Here is a 20,797-nt window from a genome sequence, read left to right on the forward strand (position 1 = left end):
CAGCGGCTTACTTGCTGTCCGGAATGACCGCGTCGGCCGCGGCGCCCACGGCCTTGCCGGTGATGCGCGCGGTGCCGATGGCCGCGTCTGCGGCCAGGCCCACCGCGCTGGCGCCCACGCTCACGGCGGTGCCAGCGACGGTGACCACCGCACAGCCGCTCAGCGCGGCGACAAGCGACGACAGCAGAAGGGTGCGCAGCAGCATGGTGTGATCTCCTCGATCGGTCAGGTCAGCGAACCCGCATGCCTGGCGTTGCGCCCGGCCACGGTTCGAGCACGTGGATGCCCGGGTTGGCTTTTTCGTCGCCATGGCTCGCGGCCAGCACCATGCCTTCGCTGATGCCGAACTTCATCTTGCGCGGCGCGAGGTTCGCGACCAGCACCGTGAGCTTGCCCACGAGCTGCTCGGGCTGGTAGGCCGAGGCGATGCCGCTGAAGACGTTGCGGGTCTTGCCTTCGCCCGCATCGAGCGTCAGGCGCAGCAGCTTGGTCGAGCCCTCGACCTTCTCGCAGGCCACGATCTTGGCGATGCGCAGGTCGATCTTCACGAAGTCGTCGATGGTGATCGTCGGCGCGATGGCTTCGCCGCCGGGCAGCGAATCCGCTGTGGTTTCCACGGCAGCAGCAGCGGCTGCCACCGGCTCGGGCGTGTCGAAGAGCTTGTCGACCACCTTGGCATCGGCACGCTGCATCAGGTGCTTGTACTCGCCGATCGCATGGCCCACAGGCAGCGGCTGCGCGGCGTCGGACCACACCAGCGGCGAGATCTTCAGGAACGCCTCGACGTTCACTGCAAGGGCCGGCAGCACCGGCTTCAGGTACAGCGTGAGCAGGCGGAAGGCCTCGATGCACACCGTGCACACGTCGTGCAAGCGCGCCTCGGCGCCTTCTTTCTTAGCCAGTTCCCAAGGCTTGTTCTGGTCGACGTATTCGTTCACCTTGTCGGCCAGCGCCATCACTTCGCGCAGTCCACGGGCGTAGTCGCGGCCGTCGTAGAGCGAATGGATCTGGCCGGCCGCCTCGCGCAGCGCGAACAGCAGCGCATCGCCATCGGCCGACACCTCGCCCAGCTTGCCGCCGAAGCGCTTGCCGATGAAGCCCGCCGCGCGGCTCGCGATGTTGATGTACTTGCCCACGAGGTCGCTGTTGACGCGCGCGACGAAGTCCTCGGGGTTGAAGTCGATGTCCTCGTTGCGGCCGTTGAGCTTGGCCGCGATGTAGTAGCGCAGCCATTCGGGGTCCAGGCCGATCGACAGGTACTTGAGCGGATCGATGCCGGTGCCGCGGCTCTTGCTCATCTTCTCGCCGTCTTTCAGCGTGAGATGGCCGTGCACATACACCGCATCGGGCGCCTTGCGGCCGCTGAAGTGCAGCATCGCGGGCCAAAACAGCGTGTGGAAGGTGATGATGTCCTTGCCGATGAAGTGCACCTGCTCCAGGTCCGGGTCGGCCATGTACTCGGTGTACGAGATGCCGTCGCCGCCCAGCTCGATGCAGCGCTTGTCCAGCAGGTTCTTCAGCGAGGCCAGGTAGCCCACGGGCGCGTCGAGCCACACGTAGAAGTACTTGCCCGGCGCATCGGGAATTTCGATGCCGAAGTAGGGTGCGTCGCGGCTGATGTCCCAGTCGCCGAGGCCCCCCTTGCCTTCGTCGTCCTTGTAGAGCCATTCGCGAATCTTGTTCTGCACTTCGATCTGCACATGGCCCGGGGCGGCGGTCCATTCCTTCAGGTAGGCCTCGCAGCGCGGGTCCGAGAGCTTGAAGAAGAAGTGGTCCGAGCTGCGCAGCTCGGGCTTGGCGCCCGAGAGAGCCGAGTAGGGGTTGATCAGCTCGGTGGGCGCGTACACGGCGCCGCACACCTCGCAGTTGTCGCCGTACTGGTCCTTCGAATGGCAGTTCGGGCACTCGCCCTTGATGAAGCGATCGGCCAGGAACATGCCCTTTTCGGGGTCGTAGAACTGCTCGACGCTCTTGGTCTCGATGAGGCCGTTGGCGCGCAGGTCGCGGTAGATGTCCTGCGCGAGCTGGTGGTTCTCCGGCGCGTCGGTCGAGTGCCAGTTGTCGAACGAGATGTAGTAGCCGTCGAGGTAGGGCTTGCGGCCTGCCGCGATCTCCGCCACGAAGGCCTGCGGCGTCACGCCGGCCTTGTCGGCCGCGATGGTGATCGCCGCGCCGTGCGCGTCGTCGGCGCAGACGAAGTTGACCTCGGCGCCATTCATTCGCTGGTTCCGCACCCAGATGTCGGCCTGGATGTATTCCATCATGTGGCCGATGTGGAACTTGCCGTTGGCATACGGCAGGGCGGTGGTGACGAAGAGCTTGCGCGGGGCGGACATCGGGGAGGGCGCTTTCGGGGAGTGACGGACTGGCATCGGAGGCGGCGAGCGCCGCGCATCCGGGAACCGGGCATTTTAGGTGGGTGCGTGCAGCCTGTGCCCGGCGCGGTGTTTGATGGCAGCATCGCCCGATGCCGCACGCCATCGACCTTGCCTCGTACATCGCCGGATTCGCCGCTTCTCCCCTCGCACGATGGCGCGCCTCAATGCCCTGGGAACTGGCGATGCAGGCCCCGAACATCGTGCGGCGGCTGCTGGCGGAACTGCCTGACGAGGAATACGCCATCAAGGGCGACATCGCCATCCACCGCAGTGCCAGGGTAGAGGCCGCCGCGGTGCTCAAGGGCCCGCTGATCCTCGGGGCCGATTGCCTCGTGGCTGCGGGCGCTTACCTGCGCGGCGGCAACTGGATCGATGCGCGCTGCACGGTCGGCCCGGGCACCGAACTCAAGTCTTCCTTCGTCTTCGCAGGGACGGCGCTCGCGCACTTCAATTTCGTCGGCGATTCGGTGATCGGCGCGGGCGTCAACATGGAAGCCGGCAGCATCGTCTGCAATCACCGCAACGAGCGCGCCGCCAAGGAAATCTTCGTGCGCAGCGGCGAGGGCGGGGCGCTGCAGCCCACGGGCTGCGAGAAGTTCGGTGCGCTCATCGGCGATGGCGCGCGCATCGGCGCCAACGCGGTGGTTGCGCCCGGTGCGTTGCTGCGGCCCGGCCATATCGTCGGCCGCGCCTCGCTGCTCGATCAGGAACTGCCCGGCCGCGAGTGACAACGACCTCGAAGTGACCCACGAAACCGCGGGGTGTCTCGCGCGCGACGTATGCTTCGACCCCCGATACAGAACGCCAGAAAGCGAGCCGCAGCCGATGACCACTTCCATTCCCGCAACCCTCATCCCCGGCGATGGCATCGGCCCCGAAATCGTCGACGCCACGCTGGCCGCGCTCGATGCGCTGAAGGCGCCCTTCACCTGGGACACCCAGATCGCCGGCCTCGGCGGCGTGAAGGCTTCGGGCGATCCGCTGCCCCAGGCCACGCTCGACAGCATCCGCACCACCCGCCTCGCGCTCAAGGGCCCGCTCGAAACACCATCGGGCGGCGGCTATCGCTCGTCGAACGTGCGGCTGCGGGAGGAATTCCAGCTTTACGCCAACCTGCGCCCCGCGCGCACCATCATCCCGGGTGGTCGCTTCGACAAGATCGATCTGATGATCGTGCGAGAGAACCTCGAGGGCCTCTACATCGGCCACGAGCACTACGTGCGCATCGATGGCGACCCGCATGCCGTGGGCATGGCCACCGGCATCAACACGCGGCAGGGCTGCCGTCGGGTGCTCGAGTACGCGTTCGAGACCGCCATCGCCACCGGCCGCAAGAAGGTCACGCTGGTGCACAAGGCCAACATCATGAAGGTGCTGACCGGCCTGTTCCTGGAGACCGGCGAGCAGCTCTACGCGGAAAAGTACAAGGGCAAGTTCGAGCTCGACTCGATCATCGTGGACGCCTGCGCGATGAAGCTGGTGCTCAACCCCTGGCAGTTCGACATGCTGGTGACGACCAACCTGTTCGGCGACATCCTCTCGGACCTCGTGGCCGGCCTCGTCGGCGGCCTGGGCATGGCGCCCGGCGCCAACATCGGCACCGATGCGGCGATCTTCGAAGCGGTGCACGGCTCGGCACCCGACATCGCCGGCAAGGGCATCGCCAACCCCACGGCGCTGCTGCTGGCCGCCGCGATGATGCTCGACCACACCAAGATGCCCGGGCTGGCCACGCGCCTGCGCACGGCGATCGACCAGACGCTGAACATCGACAACGTGCGCACCGGCGACCTCGGCGGCACCGCGAACACCGCAGCCTTCACGAAGGCGCTGGTCAGCCGCATCAACGGCGGTTGATCCGAAGAAGAAGGCGCAGCCGGCCATGAGAAAGCTTCTGCTTCTGCTGGCCGTCGTCCTCGCGAGCTGCGCGTCGGTTGCGGCGGGCCCGCGCTACACGGTCGTGAAGGTCGACCTTCGTACCGAGAAGCTCGCGTTGTTCCTGAATGACGACACCGGCGTCGCGTTCAAGCGCTTCGACCGCCTCGATGCCTGGCTGAAGGCGCAAGGCCGGCAGCTTGTCTTCGCGGTCAACGCCGGCATGTACCACGCGGATTTTTCGCCCGTCGGGCTCTTCGTGCGCGACGGCCGCGAAGAGGCGCCGCTCAACCTCGCGAGCGGCGCCGGCAACTTCTTCCTGAAGCCGAACGGCGTGTTCCTCGTCACCGACGACGGCCCCCGCGTGATCGAGTCCTCGGAGTACCCGGCGTTCGCGAAGCGCGGCGGCGTGCGGCTGGCCACGCAATCCGGCCCGCTGCTGCTGCGCCACGGCGCGTTGCACCCGGCGCTCATTCCGAATTCGGACTCGCGCAAGATCCGCAACGGCGTCTGCGCGATCGGCCACACGGCGATCTTCGTGATGAGCGAGACGCCGGTGAACTTTCACGATTTCGCGGTCTATTTCCGCGACGTGCTGCACTGCCGTGACGCCCTGTACCTCGACGGCACCGTCTCGGCGCTGTATTCGAAGGCATTGGGGCGAAGCGACTTCGTGCGCGACTTGGGGCCGATACTCGGCGTGGCGTCGCCATGAACCTGCTGGCGGCCCCTTGTGTTTTCACTTTCGAATCCTGCCTCTGAGCCATGTCCACACCGCTGCCCATCCTGTCCCTCCTCGAAACCCGCGTGCTCGGCGTGCTCGCCGAAAAGCAGCGCACCGTGCCCGACAGCTACCCGCTCACGCTCAATTCGCTGGTTTCGGGGTGCAATCAGAAGACCAGCCGCAACCCGGTGCTCGAACTGACCGAATCGCAGATCCAGTCCGCCATCGACTGCCTCAAGGGCTACAGCCTCGTCGCGGAAAGCAGCGGCGGCCGCGCGTTCCGCTACGAGCACAACATCGACCGCGTGCTGCGCATTCCCTCGCAGTCGGTGATCCTGCTCACCGTGCTGATGCTGCGCGGGCCGCAGACGGCCGGCGAACTGCGCATCGCCTGCGACCGCATGCACAACTTCGCGGACATCTCCTCGGTCGAGGGCTTTCTCGATGAACTCGCCGAGCGGCCGGCCGGCGCGCTGGTGGTGAAGCTGGCGCGGCTGCCCGGCGCGCGCGAAAGCCGCTGGGCGCATCTGCTGAGCGGGCAGCCCGCGGAAGAAGTGGCGGGCCCGGCCGGCGCTTCGGGCGATGGGGCCTATGCCTCGCACGACGCATCGCTCGGCGAAGTCGCGGCGCTCAAGGCCAATGTGGCGCGGCTCGAAGCCGAGTTGGCATCGCTGAAGGCGCTGGTGGGGCGGGTGTGCTCGGAGCTCGGGATTCCCGACGCGCAGTGACGACGCCGTAGTCCCTATGCCGGTCGCACCGGCACATCCAGGCTGACCTTCACCGGGTCCATCGTGACCAGCGTGCGAAAGCGCTTCACGTTGTTGCTCTGGAAGAAAAGCTGCCGGCTCAGCGCCGTGTACTGCGCCATGTCCTGCACGACGAGGATGAGGATGAAGTCCCATTCGCCCGTCACGTAGTAGCACTGCTGCACCTGCGGGCAGGCCCTGAAGCTCTGTTTCATCGCATCGAGCAGGTCGATGCGCTCGCTCTCGACTTCCACCTCGGCCACGATGGACAGCGGGTGGCCCAGCGCCGCAGGGGCCAGCACCGCGCCGTAGCGCCGGATCACGCCGTCGTCGCGCATGCGCTTGAGCCGCCGGTTCACGGCGGCCGTCGACAGGTGGACGCGCTCGCCCAGTTCGCTTTGCGACATGCGGCTGTCGATCTGGATCAGCTCCAGCAGGCGGAGGTCAAGGGCATCGAGGGGAGAGGAGGTCATGCAGGCCGTGTACGCAAAAACGTTGCGTCGAAGGCCCCGATTTTGCGTGCCCGTATCGCTGCATTGTCAATAGCATCGCGTCATGAAATTCCCCGACGAGCCCCTGCGCGACCAGCTCTCCGGCTGGCGCCGCCAGTTGCATGCGATGCCCGAGACGGGCTTCGAGGAGGCGAAGACCTCGGCCTTCGTCGCCAGCGTGCTGAAGGCGCTGCGCCTGGAGGTGCATGCGGGCATCGGCGGCACGGGGCTCGTGGCGAATCTGAAGGTCGGTGACGGCAAGGGCGTGATCGGCCTCCGCGCCGAGATGGACGCGCTCAACATCACCGAGGTGCCGACCGACCGCGCCTACGCTTCGGCCACGCCCGGAAAGATGCACGCCTGCGGCCATGACGGCCACATGTCGATCGTGCTCGGCGCAGCGCGCCTCTTGCGGGAGCGGCAGGATTTCGACGGCACCGTGCGCTTCATCTTCCAGCCTGCCGAAGAACACGGCCGCGGCGCGAAAGCCATGATGGACGACGGCCTCTTCGCGCGCTTTCCGGTCGACGAGATATACGGCCTGCACAACATGCCCGGCATGCGCGCCGGCACGATCGCCACGCGCGCGGGCGGCCTCATGGCGAGCGAGGACAACTTCGTCATCCATGTGAAGGGCCGCGGCACGCATGCCGCGCGGCCGCACATGGGAATCGACCCGATCGTCATCGGCGCGCAGATCGTGCTGGCGCTGCAGACCATCGTTTCGCGCACGCTCGACCCGGGCGCCCAGGCGGTGGTCTCGTGCACCGAGTTCATCACCGACGGCATTCGCAACGCGATTCCGTCGAACGCGGTCATCAAGGGCGACACCCGCAGCTACGACCCCGAGGTGCAGACGATGCTGGCCGCGCGCATGCGGGAGATCAGCGAAGGCATCTGCCGCATGCACGGCGCCGCGTGCGACTTCAGCTACACGCACGAGTTCGCGCCCACAGTGAACTGGGCCGACTGCGTGCCCGTCGCGGTGGCGGCGGCCACGGCCGTGGTGGGGGCGGAGAACGTCGATGCCAACGTGGCGCCGATGATGATTTCCGAGGACTTCGGCGCCTTCCTCAAAGTGGTGCCGGGGGCCTTCGTGTTCCTGGGCAACGGTGCCGAGGGCGCACCCGGCAGCACGCCGCTGCACAACGGCAGCTACGACTTCAACGACGAGGTGCTCGAGACGGGCGCCCGTTACTTCGCGGAAATCGTGCGCCTGCGCCTTCCGCGCTGACCGACAAGACAACCCATTTTTTCTTTCTGCCCCATGCTGGTCATCAACAATAACGCCACCCGCGGCGCCTACCCCGGCGAGCTTCGCGACATCCTCAGCATCGCCGAGGCGAGGCGCACGCGCGGCTGGCTCTCGCGCTGGTCGCAACTCGCGCCCGAGCCCACGCCGCTCTGGCAACTGCCCGACATGGCAGAAGAACTGGGCGTGGCGGGCATCTTCGTGAAGGACGAATCGAAGCGCTCGCCGCTCGGCAGCTTCAAGGCACTCGGCGCGCCCGTCGCGCTGGTGCGGCTCGTCCTGCGGGCCCATCCCGCCTGGGACCCGGCGGCCGTGTTGCGCGGCGCGCACGCGGCGCAACTGCAGTCGCTGGTCGTCATCAGCGCCACCGACGGCAACCACGGGCGTGCGCTCGCGGCCGCGGCGCAAAGCATCGGCGTGCGCTGCGTGATCGTGCTGCACAAGCATGTGAGCGTGGAGCGCGAAGCCGCCATCGCGGCCTTCGGCGCGGAGATCGTGCGCATCGAGGGCAACTACGACGCCTCGGTCGCGCACGCGGCCGCGCTGGCGCAGGAGAACGGCTGGCAGGTGGTTTCCGACACCTCCTATGCCGGCTACGAAGACATTCCGCGCGACGTGATGCAGGGCTACGGCATCCTGGCCGACGAGGTGATGGAGCAGCAGGAGGGCACGGCGATGTTCTCGCACGTGATCCTGCAGGGCGGCGTCGGCGGGCTGGCCGCGGGCGTGGCGAGCTACCTGTGGGAGCAGTACGGCGAGAAGCGGCCGACGCTCATCGTCGTGGAGCCGCGCCAGGCCGATTGCCTGCTGCAGAGCGCGATCAACGGCCATGCGTCGAATGCCACCGGCAGCGTCGACTCGGTGATGGCCGGTCTTGCGTGTGGCGAGACCTCGCCGCTGGCCTGGCGCTTTGTGGCGCCATCCGTCGATGCCTTCCTCACCATCGAAGACGGCGATGCGATCGAGGCGATGCGCCTCCTGGCGCGGGGCTCCGCGCACGACAGCCCCATCGTGAGCGGCGAATCGGGTGCGGCGGGCATTGCGGCTTTGCGCGTGCTCACGCTGTCGGACGACCTGTGGCGAAAGGTGCGCCTCGATGTGCGCTCGAAGGTGCTGCTGATCAGCACCGAAGGCGCGACCGCACCCTCGGTGTACCGCGATCTCGTCGGGATCGATGCGGACGATGTCTTGCGCAGGCAGCGTGCGCCGGTGCGGTTCTAGCTCAGACTGTGTTCCACCCAAAGAACCGCAGCACCTCGTCGCGCTGCTTCATCGCATCGGCCCGCCCGAGCGCCATCAGCTCGCGCGTGTAGCCCGACTCGAACAGCAGATAACTCGCCAGCGCGCCACCCTTCACGTCGGCCGCGACCTTCGAGCCGCCCAAGAGGTGCCGCACCGCGCCGGGCAGCGAATCCACATGGCGCGCCGCGATCACGTCGAGACGCTCCGAGGGCGAGATCACCAGCAGGTCGAGCGGGCGCAGCGCGCTCGATGCGCGCACCTCTTCGGGAATCAGCCCCAGCGTGTGGTTGATGCGACGCAGCCGCTCGATGTCCACCGCCAGCGCATCGAGAAAGATGCTCGAGAGCGCATGGCCCGCGATCTGCGCCATCGTCGGATAGCCGCTGTGCGTGTTGGGCGCATCGGTCTCGCGCGGCTCGTGCATGCGGCCCGCGCCGATCACCAGGATGCGCTCGGCGCCCAGGTGGATCGCCGCCGCGATGGGCGCCGACTGGCGCATCGAGCCGTCGCCGAAATACTCGGTGTGCCCCTGCATCGGCAGCGCGGTCGCAGGAAAGACAAAGGGAATCGCCGAAGACGCGAGCAGGTGGTGGTGCGTGATGCGGTCGCGCACCGACAGGCGCTGCGAGCGCACCCAGGGCTCCATCGGCACCGCGGCCTCGAAGAAGGTGACGTGCTCGCCCGAGCTGTAGCTCGATGCGGTCACGGCCAGCGCTTTCACATGGCCCTCCTGCATGAGCTGCGGCAGGCGGTCCAGCGGCACCATGCGCTGCAGCAGGTCGGCCAGCGGCGCGTTGTCCAGCAGCGACTTGGGCTTGACCCGCATCCAGTTGGCCGCGAAGCGCCCGAACCCCAGCAGCATGCGCCAGCGCGCCCCGCTGCCGATGACCGAGAGCGAATCGGCGCGGTACACCTGCTCGGCGCGAAAGCTGCTCCACACCTGGGCGATGTGCGCCACCACATGGTCGAAGTCGTCAGCACCGCAGGCGAGCGCCGCGGCATTGATGGCGCCGGCCGAGGTGCCGGTGATGACGGGAAAGGGGTTGCCGGTGCCGGCGGCTGGCCCGGCGGCGCGGCGCATGTCGGCAATGGCTTCGAGCACGCCGACCTGGTAGGCCGCCCGTGCGCCGCCTCCGGTGAGCAGGAGGCCGGTGGCGGGGCTTGTCTCTGTCATTTTTTGGTTTTCTGGTCTATTGCGAGCGGGCCGGTGAGGGCTTGGAGAGCGCACTAGACTACCCGCCATTCAGGAGTTTGATCAATGGCCATCACCCAAGACGCGATCATGGGCGCCCTCAAGAGCGTCACGGACCCCAACACCCACAAAGAATTCGCAGCGACCCGCTCGCTCAAGAACCTGCAGATTGCCGACGGCGACGTGTCCTTCGACCTCGAACTCGGCTACCCCGCCAAGAGCCAGCATGCGGCCATCCGCAAGGCGCTGGTGGCGGCCGCCAAGACGGTGCCGGGCGTGGAGAACGTGTCGGTCAACATCGTCACCAAGGTCATCAGCCACGCGGTGCAGCGCGGCGTGCAGCTGATGCCCAACGTCAAGAACATCATCGCGGTGGCCTCGGGCAAGGGCGGCGTGGGCAAGAGCACCACGGCGGCCAACCTGGCGCTCGCACTGGCGGCCGAAGGCGCCACGGTGGGCCTGCTCGACGCCGACATCTACGGCCCGAGCCAGCCCATGATGATGGGCATCGAGGGCCGGCCCGAGAGCGACGACGGCAAGACCATGGAGCCCCTGGAGCGCCACGGCGTGCAGGTGATGTCCATCGGTTTCCTGGTCGATGCCGACCAGGCCATGATCTGGCGCGGCCCGATGGCCACGCAGGCGCTGGAGCAGCTGCTGCGCCAGACCAACTGGAAAGACCTCGACTACCTGATCGTCGACATGCCCCCCGGCACCGGCGACATCCAGCTCACGCTGAGCCAGCGCGTGCCGATGACCGGTGCGGTGATCGTCACCACGCCGCAGGACATTGCCCTCCTCGATGCCAAGAAGGGCATCAAGATGTTCGAGAAGGTCGGCGTGCCGATCCTGGGCATCGTGGAGAACATGGCCGTGCACATCTGCTCGAACTGCGGCCATGCCGAGCACATCTTCGGCGCTGACGGCGGCAAGAAGATGGCGGCCGAATACCAGATGGAATACCTCGGCGCGCTGCCGCTGGACATCAAGATCCGCCTGCAGGCGGACAGCGGTTCGCCCACCGTGGTGGCCGACCCCGAGGGCGAAGTGGCCGGCATCTACAAGGCGGTCGCGCGCCAGGTGGCCGTGGGCATCTCGGAGAAGGCGAAGGATTTCTCGTCGAAATTCCCCACCATCTCGATCAGCAAGAACACCTGAAGATGAACCTGCTCGCTTCGATGCGATATCTGGTCGCGCTGAGCGAGCACAAGCATTTCGGCCGCGCCGCCCAGGCCTGCCACATCACCCAGCCCGCGTTGTCGAATGCGCTGCGCGCGCTTGAAACCGAGTTCGGCGTCGTCATCGTCAAGCGCGCTCGCGTCTACGTCGGACTCACGCATGAGGGCGAGCGCGTGCTGGCCACGGCGCAACGCATGCTGCGCGACAACGAAGTATTGGTGCAGGAACTGCGCAGCGACGTGAACAACCCCCATGGCCGGCTGCGAATGGCCGCGGTGCCCACCGCCATCCCCATACTTTCGCGCTTCGCGGCCATGCTGCACCAGCGCCACCCGGGCATCCTGCCGGCCGTGCTCTCCATGAGTTCGCAGGACCTGGAGACCGGGCTCGAGAGCCTCTCGATCGACCTCGCCCTTGGCTACACCGAACGCATGCACATGCCCGGCATCAAGCTCAAGGCCTGGCCGCAAAGCATCGAGCACTACTTCCTGCTGCGGCGCGCCGAGACGCCTTCGGAAGACGAATTGCGCATCGGCCAGCCCATCACCTGGGCCGAGGCCGGCAAGCTGCCGCTGTGCCTGCTCACCACCGACATGCACAACCGGGCCATCATGGACCAGTCCCTGCGCGAGGCCGGTGTGCCGGTGTCGCCGGCCATCGAGACCAACTCGGTGCTCACGCTCACCCTTGCCGTGAGCGCCGGCACCGTCAGCAGCGTGCTGCCGGGGGCGATGGTCGCTGCCGTGCGCACGCACCGCGAACTGGAGGCGCTGCCGCTGGTGGCGCCCGAGGTGCGCACGCCGATCGGCTTCATGACGCAGGACGGTGTGCGCGCTTCGCGCGCGCTCGATGCGGCACTGGCCTTCCTGCAGACGCCCGAATGGGCCGAGCAGGTGCGCCTGCACAGCGGGACGCTCGGCAGCGATTGAGCCCCCCACCCAGGAGCCGGGCATTTAATTATTGAATCGGCCCATGCGCCGATCGAATTTGACGGCGTGTAAAACGTTCAGACACACTCCGCGGCCCGGATCCAACACAAAAGTTACTCGTCCGGTCAATTAGGAGAAATATGGCAGGCTCAACTGCGGGCGTTCTCGATGGAGAACGCCTGGCTGGAGAAGGGGTGCAAGCGCAGCCCGGCTTCCTCGATAAAGAACGCATCATTGCGGGCCGCGGTTTCAACCGCTGGCTGGTTCCTCCGGCCGCCCTGGCCATTCACCTGTGCATCGGCATGGCCTATGGCTTCTCGGTGTTCTGGCTGCCTCTGTCGAAGGCGCTGGGCACTGCTGGCACTGGCGCACAGGCCTGTGCGAAGGAGATGAGCTTCTTCGCCGAGCTCTTCGCGACGAACTGCGACTGGCGCGTGGCCACGCTCGGCTGGATGTACACGCTGTTCTTCGTCTTCCTCGGCTGCTCGGCGGCCCTGTGGGGCGGCTGGCTCGAACGCGCGGGCCCGCGCAAGGCCGGCGTGGTGTCGGCCGTGTGCTGGTGCGGCGGCATGCTGCTCTCGGCGCTGGGCATTCACCTGCACCAGTTCTGGCTGATGATCCTCGGCTCGGGCGTGATCGGCGGCATCGGCCTCGGCCTGGGCTACATCTCGCCGGTGAGCACGCTCATCAAGTGGTTCCCCGACCGCCGCGGCATGGCCACCGGCATGGCCATCATGGGCTTCGGCGGCGGCGCGATGATCGGCTCGCCGCTCGCGGTCGACCTGATGAAGCGCTTCTCCACGGCCACCGACGTCGGCGTGATGCAGACCTTCGTCGTGATGGCGCTGGGCTACTTCGTCTTCATGATGGCCGGCGCGCTCGGCTACCGCGTGCCGCCCTCGGGCTGGAAGCCCGAAGGCTGGACGCCGCCCCCGGCGCAGACCAGCAACGCCATGATCACGCAGCGCCATGTGCACGTGAAGAAGGTCTGGGGCATTCCACAGTTCTGGCTCGTGTGGCTGGTGCTGTGCATGAACGTGAGCGCCGGCATCGGCGTGATCGGCATCTCCTCGCCGATGCTGCAGGAAGTGTTCGGCGGCGCGCTGATCGGCGTGTCGCAGAAATTCGGCGGGCTCGACAAGGCGCAGCTCGCGGCGATTGCCGTGGTGGCCGGCGGCTTCACCGCGCTGCTGTCGCTGTTCAACATCGGCGGGCGCTTCGTCTGGGCCAGCTTGTCGGACAAGCTCGGCCGCAAGCTCACCTACACGGTGTTCTTCGTGCTCGGCGCGATCCTCTACGCCAGCATTCCGTCGTCGGCGGGCGCGGGCAGCAAGCTGCTGTTCGTCGGCGCCTGCTGCGTGATCGTGTCGATGTACGGCGGCGGCTTCGCCACGGTGCCGGCCTACCTGGCCGACCTGTTCGGCACGCAGTTCGTGGGCGCCATCCATGGCCGCCTGCTCACCGCGTGGGCCACGGCCGGCATCCTCGGCCCGGTGGTGGTGAACTACATGCGCGAATACCAGCTGGGCCTCGGCCTCCCGCGCGAGCAGGTCTACAACCAGACCATGTACATCCTCGTGGGCATGCTGGCGATCGGCTTCATCGCCAACCTCTTGGTGCGCCCGGTGGCCGACAAGCACTTCATGACCGAGGCCGAGCTGGCCGTCGAGAAGAAGCTCGCGCACGAAAAAGCCTCGGCGGCCGAAGTGGGCAGCGGCTCGGGCCGCGCCGACACGGTGAACCCGGCGGTCGTGGTGCTGGCCTGGGCCGCGGTGGGCATTCCGCTGGCCTGGGGCGTCTACAAGACGCTGGGCAGCGCGGCGAAGTTCTTCCACTGAGCTTCTACCGAGTCGCCGACGCACGGCGTTTCGGATGACGATGCGGCCGGCCGGGTTCACACCCGCCGGCCGCATCGCCGTTTCCGGCGCGACATAACGCCGGCGGCCGCGGATGGTTTACCCTTCGCGCCAAGATGAAATCCAAAGTCCAGTTCCGTCTGCGCGTCTACAGGGACGACGCCATCGCCATCGGCCCCGGCAAGATCGCCGTGCTCGAAGCCGTGGCCGAGACGGGGTCGATTTCCGCGGCTGCCCGTTTGCTCGGCATGTCGTACCGCCGGGCCTGGATGCTGGTCGACGAGATGAACAAGGCCCTGGTCTCGCCCGCGGTGAACACCGCAGCCGGCGGCTCGCGCGGCGGCGGCACGGCGCTCACGCCGGTGGGCGAGGAAATCGTCAAGCACTACCGGGCCATCGAGAACGCCGCGAAGTTGGCCACCTCTGCCGACATTCGCGCGCTGACGCGGCTGCTGGCGCCATGACTTCATCATCAGCGGACCCGGTGGTCTCCCGCCCCGTCGGCGTGGTGCGCAGCCGCTTCACCGAAGCCACCGGAATGCCGATCCAGACGGCCGGCGCACCCGACGAACCCGGTCGCCTCGAGGTGTTCGCCGAGTTCGCACCGGGCCTTCGCGACATCGAAGGCTTCGACTACCTGATCCTCATCACCCACCTGCACCAGTGCGCGCACGAGCGGCTGGAGGTGGTGCCCTTTCTCGACGACGCATCGCACGGCGTCTTCGCCACGCGCGCGCCGGCGCGGCCGAACCGGCTGGGGCTGTCGATCGTGCGGCTGGTGTCGGTGGAAGGCACGACGCTGCACTTCAGCGGCAACGACATGATGGACGGCACGCCCGTGCTCGACATCAAGCCCTACGTGCCGCGCTTCGACGTGCGCGAGACCGAGCGCGTCGGGTGGTTCGGCACGAAGCTCGATCAGCTGCCGGGCATCCGGTCCGACGGCAGGATGGGCTGATCGGGGAGGGTGTCCGGGCTCGCCAGATCATTGCCCTGCCAGCACGACCACACGTCCTGCGAGAGCGTCTCGCGCGCCTGCGGCGGCGCTTCCTTGATGGTGCCCACGCTGATGAAGCCCGCCAGGTATTCGCCGGGCTGCACGCCCACCTGCCGCACCAGCGTCTCGTCGAAGCAGCGCTCGCCGCTCAGCACGATCGCGCCGTAGCCCAACTGGTGCGCCGCGACGAGGATGTTGCCCAGCGCCGCGCCTGCACACAGCCATTGCTCTCGGCCGGGGATCTTGCTGCGCTCTCGCGGCGACACCACGAACCCCAGCAGCAGCGGCGGCCGCGTGGCGTGCTCGCGCGCACGCTTCAGGTCCGCGGGGCTTGCGAGCGGATCGCGACGCAGCTTCTCCTGCTCGAAGCACCAGGCCAGCGCCTCGCGGTTCTGCGAACGGAACTCGATCACGCGCCACGGATGCAGCCCGCCGTGGTCGGGCGCGCGCAAACCCGCCTGCAGGATGCCGTCGAGCTCGTCCGGGTTGGGGCCGGGCTGCTGCAACCGGCGCGGCGACACCGAGCGCCGGGTCAGCAAAATTTCGAGGATGCGTTCCGCACCCGTCATGTGTCGCCACATTTGCGTCATTGCTCCTGGCGCTCGACCCACACAGCCTTGCGGCGCAGGACCTCGCCGATGTCCTGTGCATCGGCCTGCCCGACGAGGAAAGACTGGCTCTCCCCGCCCGGCGCGATGATGGAGATCACGAAGCCGTCGGAGTCCATCGCGCGTTCGATGCGCCATTCCTGCACTTGCGTCACATGCCGAAGCTCCGGCTTGCCGGAGATCGAACGGACGACGGTGTCGTGGGGAGAGAGGCGCATGGGCTTGCAGGTGGTGCGACGCTATGTTCGCCAGTATATGAAGACGGCGCGATTTGCGCACCCCCGTGAGAACCTTCGGGCTCACCGTGTAACAATCGCGCCGTATTTTCATGAACACGACGAGCTCACTCATCGCCTCGACCGACTGGTCGCCCCTGGTCCTGTCGCTCAAGGTCGCGGCGGTGGCGACGGTGCTCGCGCTCGTCGTGGGCGTCGCATTGGGCTGGGTGTTCGCGCGCAAGCGCTTCTTCGGCCGCACCGTGCTGGAAGCCGTGTTCATGCTGCCGCTGGTGCTGCCGCCGACGGTGATCGGCTACGCCATCCTTGTCGCGGCCGGCCGTCGCAGCCCGCTGGGCGCGTGGCTGCGCGAGCACCTCGACTACACCATCATCTTCAGCTGGCACGGCGCCGTGGTGGCTTCGGCCGTGGTCGCGCTGCCGCTGGTGCTCAAGTCGGCGAGCGCCGCCTTCGAGAACGTCGACCGCTCGCTCGAAGCCGCGGCCAGCACGCTGCGCCAGTCGCCGTTCTCGGTGTTCCTGCGCGTGACACTGCCGCTCGCCTGGCCCGGCATCCTGGCCGGCACGCTGCTCGCGTTCGCACGGGCCATGGGCGAATTCGGTGCCTCGCTGATGGTGGCGGGCTCCATTCCCAAGCAGACCCAGACGCTCTCGATGGCCATCTACGACGCGGTGCAGGCCGGGCACGACGACCTCGCGCTGCTGCTGGTGATCGTGACCTCGGTGCTGTCGATCACGGTGCTCGTGCTGTCGAACCGGTTCTTCTCACTTCGCTGATTTCGCTCTTCCGTCATTCCCCAGGAGTTGCCCATGCGTTCGTTCCGTCTCTTGTCCATTGTTCTTGCGCTGGCCCTGCCGCTGGCCGCCGCCGCGCAGCAGATCACCGTGTCCGCGGCCGCGAGCCTGACCGATGCGTTCAAGGAAATCGGTCCCAAGTTCGAGGCCGCCAAGCCCGGCGCCACGGTGCGCTTCAACTTCGCCGCCTCGGGCGTGCTGCTGCAGCAGATCGGGCAGGGCGCGCCGGTGGATGTGTTCGCGAGCGCCGATCAAGAGACGATGAACCGTGGCGCCGAGCAGAAGCTCATCGACACCGCCACCCGCAAGAACTTCGTGAGCAACAGCCTCGTCTTGATCGAGCCCGCCAAAGACGGCGTGGGCGTCAAGTCGCTGCAGGACCTCGCCGGCGCCAGCGTGAAGAAGATCGCCGTCGGCAAGACCGCCACCGTGCCGGTCGGCCGCTACACCAGGCAGGTGCTGGACAGCGCCAATCTCTGGACCGTGCTCGAACCCAAGTTCGTGCAGGCCGACAGCGTGCGCCAGGTGCTCGACTACGTGAGCCGCGGCGAGGTCGAGGCCGGGTTTGTCTATCGCACCGATGCGGCGGTGGCGGGCGACAAGGTCAAGGTCGTGATCTCGCCTTCGGGCAGCAGCCCCGTGACTTATCCGATCGCTGTCGTGGCCGAGAGCAAGCAGAAGGCGCTCGCCGGCGATTTCCTCAACTTCCTTGCGACCGACGCCGCACAGGAAGTGCTGACCCGCTACGGATTCGGCAAGCCATGATCGACGTCGATCTGAAGCTCACGGTGCAGGACGGGGCGCGCCGCTTCGACCTGGCCGCGCGCTTTCAGACCGACGTTCCCTTCGCCGCGCTCTACGGCCCGTCGGGCGCGGGCAAGTCGCTCACGCTGCAGGCCATCGCGGGGCTGCTGCATCCTTCGTCGGGCCATGTGCGGCTGGATGGCCGCACGCTCTACGACTCGGCGCAGCGCATCGATGTGCCCGCACCTGAGCGGCGCATCGGCTACCTGTTCCAGAACTACGCGCTGTTCCCGCACCTCACGGTGCGCGAGAACGTGTCCTTCGGCCTCACCTCGTGGCGCCGCCGCAGCTTGCAGCCGAAGGAGGCGGAGACGGTGCAGGCCCTGCTCGAAGGCTTCGGTCTCGCCGCGCTGGCCGACAGCCGGCCGCAGAAGCTCTCCGGCGGCCAGCAGCAGCGCGTGGCGCTCGCGCGTGCGCTGGCTTGCCAGCCCCAGGTGCTGCTGCTCGACGAGCCCTTCGCCGCCCTCAACCCGATGCTGCGCAGCGAACTGCGCAACGAACTCGCGCAGGTGCGCCGCCAGTGGGGCATTCCGGTGCTGATGATCACGCACGACATCGAGGACGTGCTCGCGCTCGCCGATGTCGCCTTCGTCTACAAGGACGGCCAGGTGGTGCGCGAGATCGACCTGCACACCGCCGAGAGCCGGGACATCGCGCTGCGCGAAGTGGCGGGCGTGCCGGTGGTCGAAGAGACGCCGCTGCGCAGCAAGCTGCGTGGGCTGCTCACGCAGGACACCCGGGACACATAGGGCTGCTTTCATTTCCTTTTTGAATCGCCGCATGTCCCGATTCAATTTGACGCTCCTCATGCCTGCGGCGAACACTCGCCCGCATGAGCAGTGAGCAGAAGATCGAGTTTTACAAGGGCCCCGCAGGCGGCTGGGGCGCACTTCGCAGCGTGACGAACGCGCTGCTGCGGCAGGACATTCCCCTCAAGGGCGCCAAGACGCTGCTCTCGGCCAACCAGCCCGACGGTTTCGACTGCCCCGGCTGCGCCTGGCCCGACCGCAACCACGCATCCACTTTCGAGTTTTGCGAGAACGGCGTGAAGGCCGTGGCTGCCGAGGCCACCGCGCGCCGTGCTGGCCCGGATCTCTTCGCCAAGCACACCGTGGCGCAACTGGCCGAACAGAGCGATTTCTGGCTCGAAGACCAGGGCCGCCTCACGCACCCGATGGCCTACGACGCAGCGAGCGACAAGTACGTGCCCATCGAATGGGACGACGCCTTCGCATTGATCGCGCGCCACCTCAACGCGCTGCCCGATCCGAACCAGGCCATCTTCTACACCTCGGGCCGCGCTAGCAACGAGGCTGCGTTCCTGTACCAACTCTTCGTCCGCGAGTACGGCACCAACAATTTTCCCGACTGCTCGAACATGTGCCACGAGCCCAGCGGCAGCGGCATGCGTCCGCAGATCGGCGTGGGCAAGGGCACGGTCACGCTCGAAGATTTCGAGAAGGCCGACGCCATCTTCATCTTCGGCCAGAACCCCGGCACCAACCATCCGCGCATGCTCGGCGAGCTGCGCGCGGCATCGAAGCGCGGGCGCGCGCATCGTGAGCTTCAACCCGTTGCGCGAGCGCGGGCTGGAGCGCTTTGCCGATCCGCAGGACAAGCTGGAGATGGCCACCCTGGGCTCCACGCCCATCAGCACGCACTACTTCCAGCTGCGCGTGGGTGGCGACTTCGCTGCGGTCAAGGGAATGATGAAGCACGTCATCGAGCGCGAAGATGCGCTCGTCGCGCGCGGCGAAGCCTCGGTGCTCGACCACGCCTTCATCGCCACGCACACCACCGGCTTCGAATCGCTTGCCGACGACCTGCGCGCCGAATCGTGGGAGGTGCTGGTGCAGGAGTCGGGCCTCACGCAGGAACAGTTGCGCGCCGCGGCCGAGGTGTACCTCGGTGCGAAGAAGGTCATCGCCTGCTGGGGCATGGGCATCACGCAGCACCAGCACTCGGTGGCGACGATCCAGATGATCGTCAACTGGCTCATGCTGTGCGGACACATGGGCCGCGAAGGTGCGGGCGCCTGTCCGGTGCGCGGCCACAGCAACGTGCAGGGCGACCGCACCATGGGTATCTGGGAGAAGCCGCCGGTGGCGCTGCTCGACCGGCTGCAGCAGGTGTTCGGCTTCGAGCCGCCGCGCCAGAACGGGCTCGATACGGTCGAGGCGATCCAGGCGATGCTCGACGGCAAGGGCCGCGTGTTCTTCGCGCTCGGCGGCAACTTCGCGGCCGCCACGCCCGACACCTACCAGACCTGGAAGGGCCTGCGGCAGTGCGACCTCACGGTGCACGTGACCACCAAGCTCAACCGCAGCCACATCGTGCACGGGCGCGAGGCGCTGATCCTGCCGTGCCTGGGCCGCACCGAGATCGACATGCAGGTCGCCGGCCCGCAGGGCGTGACGGTGGAAGACTCGATGAGCATGGTGCACATCTCGATGGGCATCAACCCGCCCGCGTCGGAGCAGCTGCTGTCGGAGCCGGCCATCGTGGCGCGGCTCGCGGCCGCGACCATCGGCGCGCGCAGCAAGACGCCGTGGCTCTGGCTCATCGAAGACTACGCGCGCATCCGCGACAAGATCGAAGCGGTGTTCGACGAGTTCAAGGACTTCAACATCCGCGTCGCCAAGCCCGGCGGTTTTCGTCTTCGCAACACCGCGAGCGAACGCGTGTGGGCCACCGAATCGAAGAAGGCCGTGTTCTTCACGCACGCCGTGCCGCGCGACACGCCTTCGCACCGGGCGCGCGCGCGCATCCGCGACACGCAGGTCTTCACGCTTTTCACCACGCGTTCGCATGACCAGTACAACACCACCATCTACGGCATGGACGACCGCTACCGCGGCGTGTTCGGCCAGCGCCGCGTGGTCTTCATCCACGCCGAAGACATCCGCGCGCTGGGCATGAAGGACGGCGACTGGGTCGACCTGCAGACCGTGTGGAACGATGGGCAGGAACGCCGCGCCGACCGCTTCAAGCTGGTGGCCTACGACATTCCGCGCGGCAACATCGCGGCCTACTACCCCGAGACCAATCCGCTGGTGCCGCTGTCGGCCGTGGCGGAGAACGCGGGCACGCCAACGTCCAAGTCGATTCCCGTGGTGCTGGTGCCGCATGAACTGCCGATCCAGAAGCTGGTGGAGGACGCGGCGGACGGCATGGTTGCAACGGCATGAGCGCATTGCTCGAAGACAGTCTCTCGATAGCCATCCTGCGCATGCTCGCGCAGGAGCCGGCAGGCAGTGGTGTCTCGCTGCCACGTCTCGGCAAGCGGCTGGGCCAGGGCGCGAGCGTGCTGATGCGCCGGCTCACGCTGATGGGCGATGCCGCCATCGGCGGCGTGCGCGGCCCCGGCTGGGTGCGCGTGGAGCAGCACGACGACCGCTGGGTCGCGCACCTCGAAGCCCCCGGCCGGGCCCAGGTTCAAACGCTGCCGCCGGCTGACGAAACCGCGGGCTGAGCGGACAATGGCCGGCCTATCC

General features: G+C 67.4%; 21 protein-coding genes and 1 pseudogene. 16 read left to right on the plus strand and 6 right to left on the minus strand.

Annotated features, from left to right (window positions below; translation table 11 throughout):
• Positions 1-7 precede the first annotated feature (7 nt).
• Both QFZ83_RS03540 and metG read right to left on the minus strand, forming a co-directional pair.
• Entirely contained in the window at positions 8-205 is a 198-nt protein-coding gene (locus QFZ83_RS03540) for a hypothetical protein (protein ID WP_306881770.1), read from the minus strand.
• Between the two features lie 25 nt (positions 206-230).
• Positions 231-2,336: a methionine--tRNA ligase gene (metG, locus tag QFZ83_RS03545; protein WP_307502695.1), complete on the minus strand. Its 2,106-nt coding sequence runs from the start codon at positions 2,334-2,336 to the stop codon at positions 231-233.
• 206 nt (positions 2,337-2,542) lie between these two features.
• Here metG and QFZ83_RS03550 point away from each other — a divergent pair, with 206 nt between their 5' ends.
• From QFZ83_RS03550 to QFZ83_RS03565, 4 genes are all read left to right on the plus strand, one after another.
• Positions 2,543-3,106 (plus strand): LpxA family transferase, encoded by a 564-nt coding sequence (locus tag QFZ83_RS03550; protein WP_307502698.1) that lies wholly within the window; start codon positions 2,543-2,545, stop codon positions 3,104-3,106.
• 97 nt (positions 3,107-3,203) lie between these two features.
• The gene (locus QFZ83_RS03555) at positions 3,204-4,235 is read left to right on the plus strand and encodes an isocitrate/isopropylmalate dehydrogenase family protein (RefSeq protein ID WP_307502700.1); all 1,032 of its coding nucleotides are present in this window, start codon (positions 3,204-3,206) and stop codon (positions 4,233-4,235) included.
• A 25-nt stretch (positions 4,236-4,260) separates the two neighbouring features.
• Positions 4,261-4,968 carry a phosphodiester glycosidase family protein gene (locus QFZ83_RS03560; RefSeq protein ID WP_307502703.1) on the plus strand — a complete coding sequence of 236 codons (708 nt, stop codon included), beginning with the start codon at positions 4,261-4,263 and terminating at the stop codon, positions 4,966-4,968.
• A gap of 50 nt (positions 4,969-5,018) precedes the next feature.
• Positions 5,019-5,705: a YceH family protein gene (locus QFZ83_RS03565; RefSeq protein ID WP_307502706.1), complete on the plus strand. Its 687-nt coding sequence runs from the start codon at positions 5,019-5,021 to the stop codon at positions 5,703-5,705.
• 14 nt (positions 5,706-5,719) lie between these two features.
• On the opposite strand, the gene QFZ83_RS03570 is transcribed toward QFZ83_RS03565, so the two are convergent.
• A complete protein-coding gene (locus tag QFZ83_RS03570) occupies positions 5,720-6,196 on the minus strand; it encodes an Lrp/AsnC family transcriptional regulator (protein WP_307502708.1) in 477 nt (158 codons plus the stop codon).
• Between the two features lie 82 nt (positions 6,197-6,278).
• Here QFZ83_RS03570 and QFZ83_RS03575 point away from each other — a divergent pair, with 82 nt between their 5' ends.
• A complete protein-coding gene (locus QFZ83_RS03575; RefSeq protein WP_307502711.1) occupies positions 6,279-7,448 on the plus strand; it encodes a M20 aminoacylase family protein in 1,170 nt (389 codons plus the stop codon).
• A gap of 33 nt (positions 7,449-7,481) precedes the next feature.
• On the plus strand, positions 7,482-8,687 hold the full coding sequence (locus QFZ83_RS03580; RefSeq protein ID WP_307502714.1) for a diaminopropionate ammonia-lyase: 1,206 nt from the start codon (positions 7,482-7,484) through the stop codon (positions 8,685-8,687).
• A gap of 1 nt (position 8,688) precedes the next feature.
• Here the strand turns inward: QFZ83_RS03580 and QFZ83_RS03585 are convergent, their stop codons facing one another.
• The gene (locus QFZ83_RS03585) at positions 8,689-9,882 is read right to left on the minus strand and encodes a patatin-like phospholipase family protein (RefSeq protein WP_307502717.1); all 1,194 of its coding nucleotides are present in this window, start codon (positions 9,880-9,882) and stop codon (positions 8,689-8,691) included.
• Positions 9,883-9,966: 84 nt separating this feature from the next.
• On the opposite strand from QFZ83_RS03585, the gene apbC reads away from it, so the two are divergent.
• The 5 genes from apbC to tsaA all read left to right on the plus strand — a co-directional run bounded on the left by apbC (position 9,967) and on the right by tsaA (position 14,822).
• Entirely contained in the window at positions 9,967-11,058 is a 1,092-nt protein-coding gene (apbC, locus tag QFZ83_RS03590; protein ID WP_307502719.1) for an iron-sulfur cluster carrier protein ApbC, read from the plus strand.
• Between the two features lie 2 nt (positions 11,059-11,060).
• The gene (locus QFZ83_RS03595; protein WP_307502722.1) at positions 11,061-12,008 is read left to right on the plus strand and encodes a LysR family transcriptional regulator; all 948 of its coding nucleotides are present in this window, start codon (positions 11,061-11,063) and stop codon (positions 12,006-12,008) included.
• 140 nt (positions 12,009-12,148) lie between these two features.
• The gene (locus QFZ83_RS03600) at positions 12,149-13,846 is read left to right on the plus strand and encodes an OFA family MFS transporter (protein ID WP_307502725.1); all 1,698 of its coding nucleotides are present in this window, start codon (positions 12,149-12,151) and stop codon (positions 13,844-13,846) included.
• 134 nt (positions 13,847-13,980) lie between these two features.
• Positions 13,981-14,328 carry a winged helix-turn-helix domain-containing protein gene (locus tag QFZ83_RS03605; RefSeq protein ID WP_013543111.1) on the plus strand — a complete coding sequence of 116 codons (348 nt, stop codon included), beginning with the start codon at positions 13,981-13,983 and terminating at the stop codon, positions 14,326-14,328.
• On the plus strand, positions 14,325-14,822 hold the full coding sequence (gene tsaA, locus QFZ83_RS03610) for a tRNA (N6-threonylcarbamoyladenosine(37)-N6)-methyltransferase TrmO (protein ID WP_307502729.1): 498 nt from the start codon (positions 14,325-14,327) through the stop codon (positions 14,820-14,822). The genes QFZ83_RS03605 and tsaA overlap by 4 nt, the downstream gene beginning before the upstream one ends.
• On the opposite strand, the gene QFZ83_RS03615 is transcribed toward tsaA, so the two are convergent.
• Positions 14,783-15,442 carry a nitroreductase gene (locus tag QFZ83_RS03615; RefSeq protein WP_307502731.1) on the minus strand — a complete coding sequence of 220 codons (660 nt, stop codon included), beginning with the start codon at positions 15,440-15,442 and terminating at the stop codon, positions 14,783-14,785. The genes tsaA and QFZ83_RS03615 overlap by 40 nt on opposite strands.
• 5 nt (positions 15,443-15,447) lie before the next feature.
• Positions 15,448-15,687, minus strand: coding sequence for a hypothetical protein (locus tag QFZ83_RS03620; RefSeq protein ID WP_307502734.1), 240 nt, complete (start codon positions 15,685-15,687; stop codon positions 15,448-15,450).
• Positions 15,688-15,797: 110 nt separating this feature from the next.
• Between QFZ83_RS03620 and modB the strand changes: the two genes are divergently transcribed.
• From modB to QFZ83_RS03645, 5 genes and pseudogenes are all read left to right on the plus strand, one after another.
• Entirely contained in the window at positions 15,798-16,481 is a 684-nt protein-coding gene (gene modB, locus QFZ83_RS03625; protein WP_307502737.1) for a molybdate ABC transporter permease subunit, read from the plus strand.
• Positions 16,482-16,514: 33 nt separating this feature from the next.
• The gene (gene modA / locus QFZ83_RS03630; RefSeq protein WP_307502740.1) at positions 16,515-17,264 is read left to right on the plus strand and encodes a molybdate ABC transporter substrate-binding protein; all 750 of its coding nucleotides are present in this window, start codon (positions 16,515-16,517) and stop codon (positions 17,262-17,264) included.
• Positions 17,261-18,052 carry an ABC transporter ATP-binding protein gene (locus QFZ83_RS03635; RefSeq protein ID WP_307502744.1) on the plus strand — a complete coding sequence of 264 codons (792 nt, stop codon included), beginning with the start codon at positions 17,261-17,263 and terminating at the stop codon, positions 18,050-18,052. Before modA ends, QFZ83_RS03635 begins: the two co-directional genes overlap by 4 nt.
• An 83-nt stretch (positions 18,053-18,135) precedes the next feature.
• Positions 18,136-20,491, plus strand: a pseudogene (locus tag QFZ83_RS03640) (FdhF/YdeP family oxidoreductase).
• A complete protein-coding gene (locus QFZ83_RS03645; protein ID WP_013543104.1) occupies positions 20,488-20,775 on the plus strand; it encodes a hypothetical protein in 288 nt (95 codons plus the stop codon). Before QFZ83_RS03640 ends, QFZ83_RS03645 begins: the two are co-directional and overlap by 4 nt.
• The last annotated feature ends 22 nt before the right edge of the window (positions 20,776-20,797 follow it).

The sequence above is a fragment of the Variovorax sp. W1I1 genome (assembly GCF_030815625.1).
GTDB lineage: Bacteria > Pseudomonadota > Gammaproteobacteria > Burkholderiales > Burkholderiaceae_C > Variovorax > Variovorax paradoxus_C.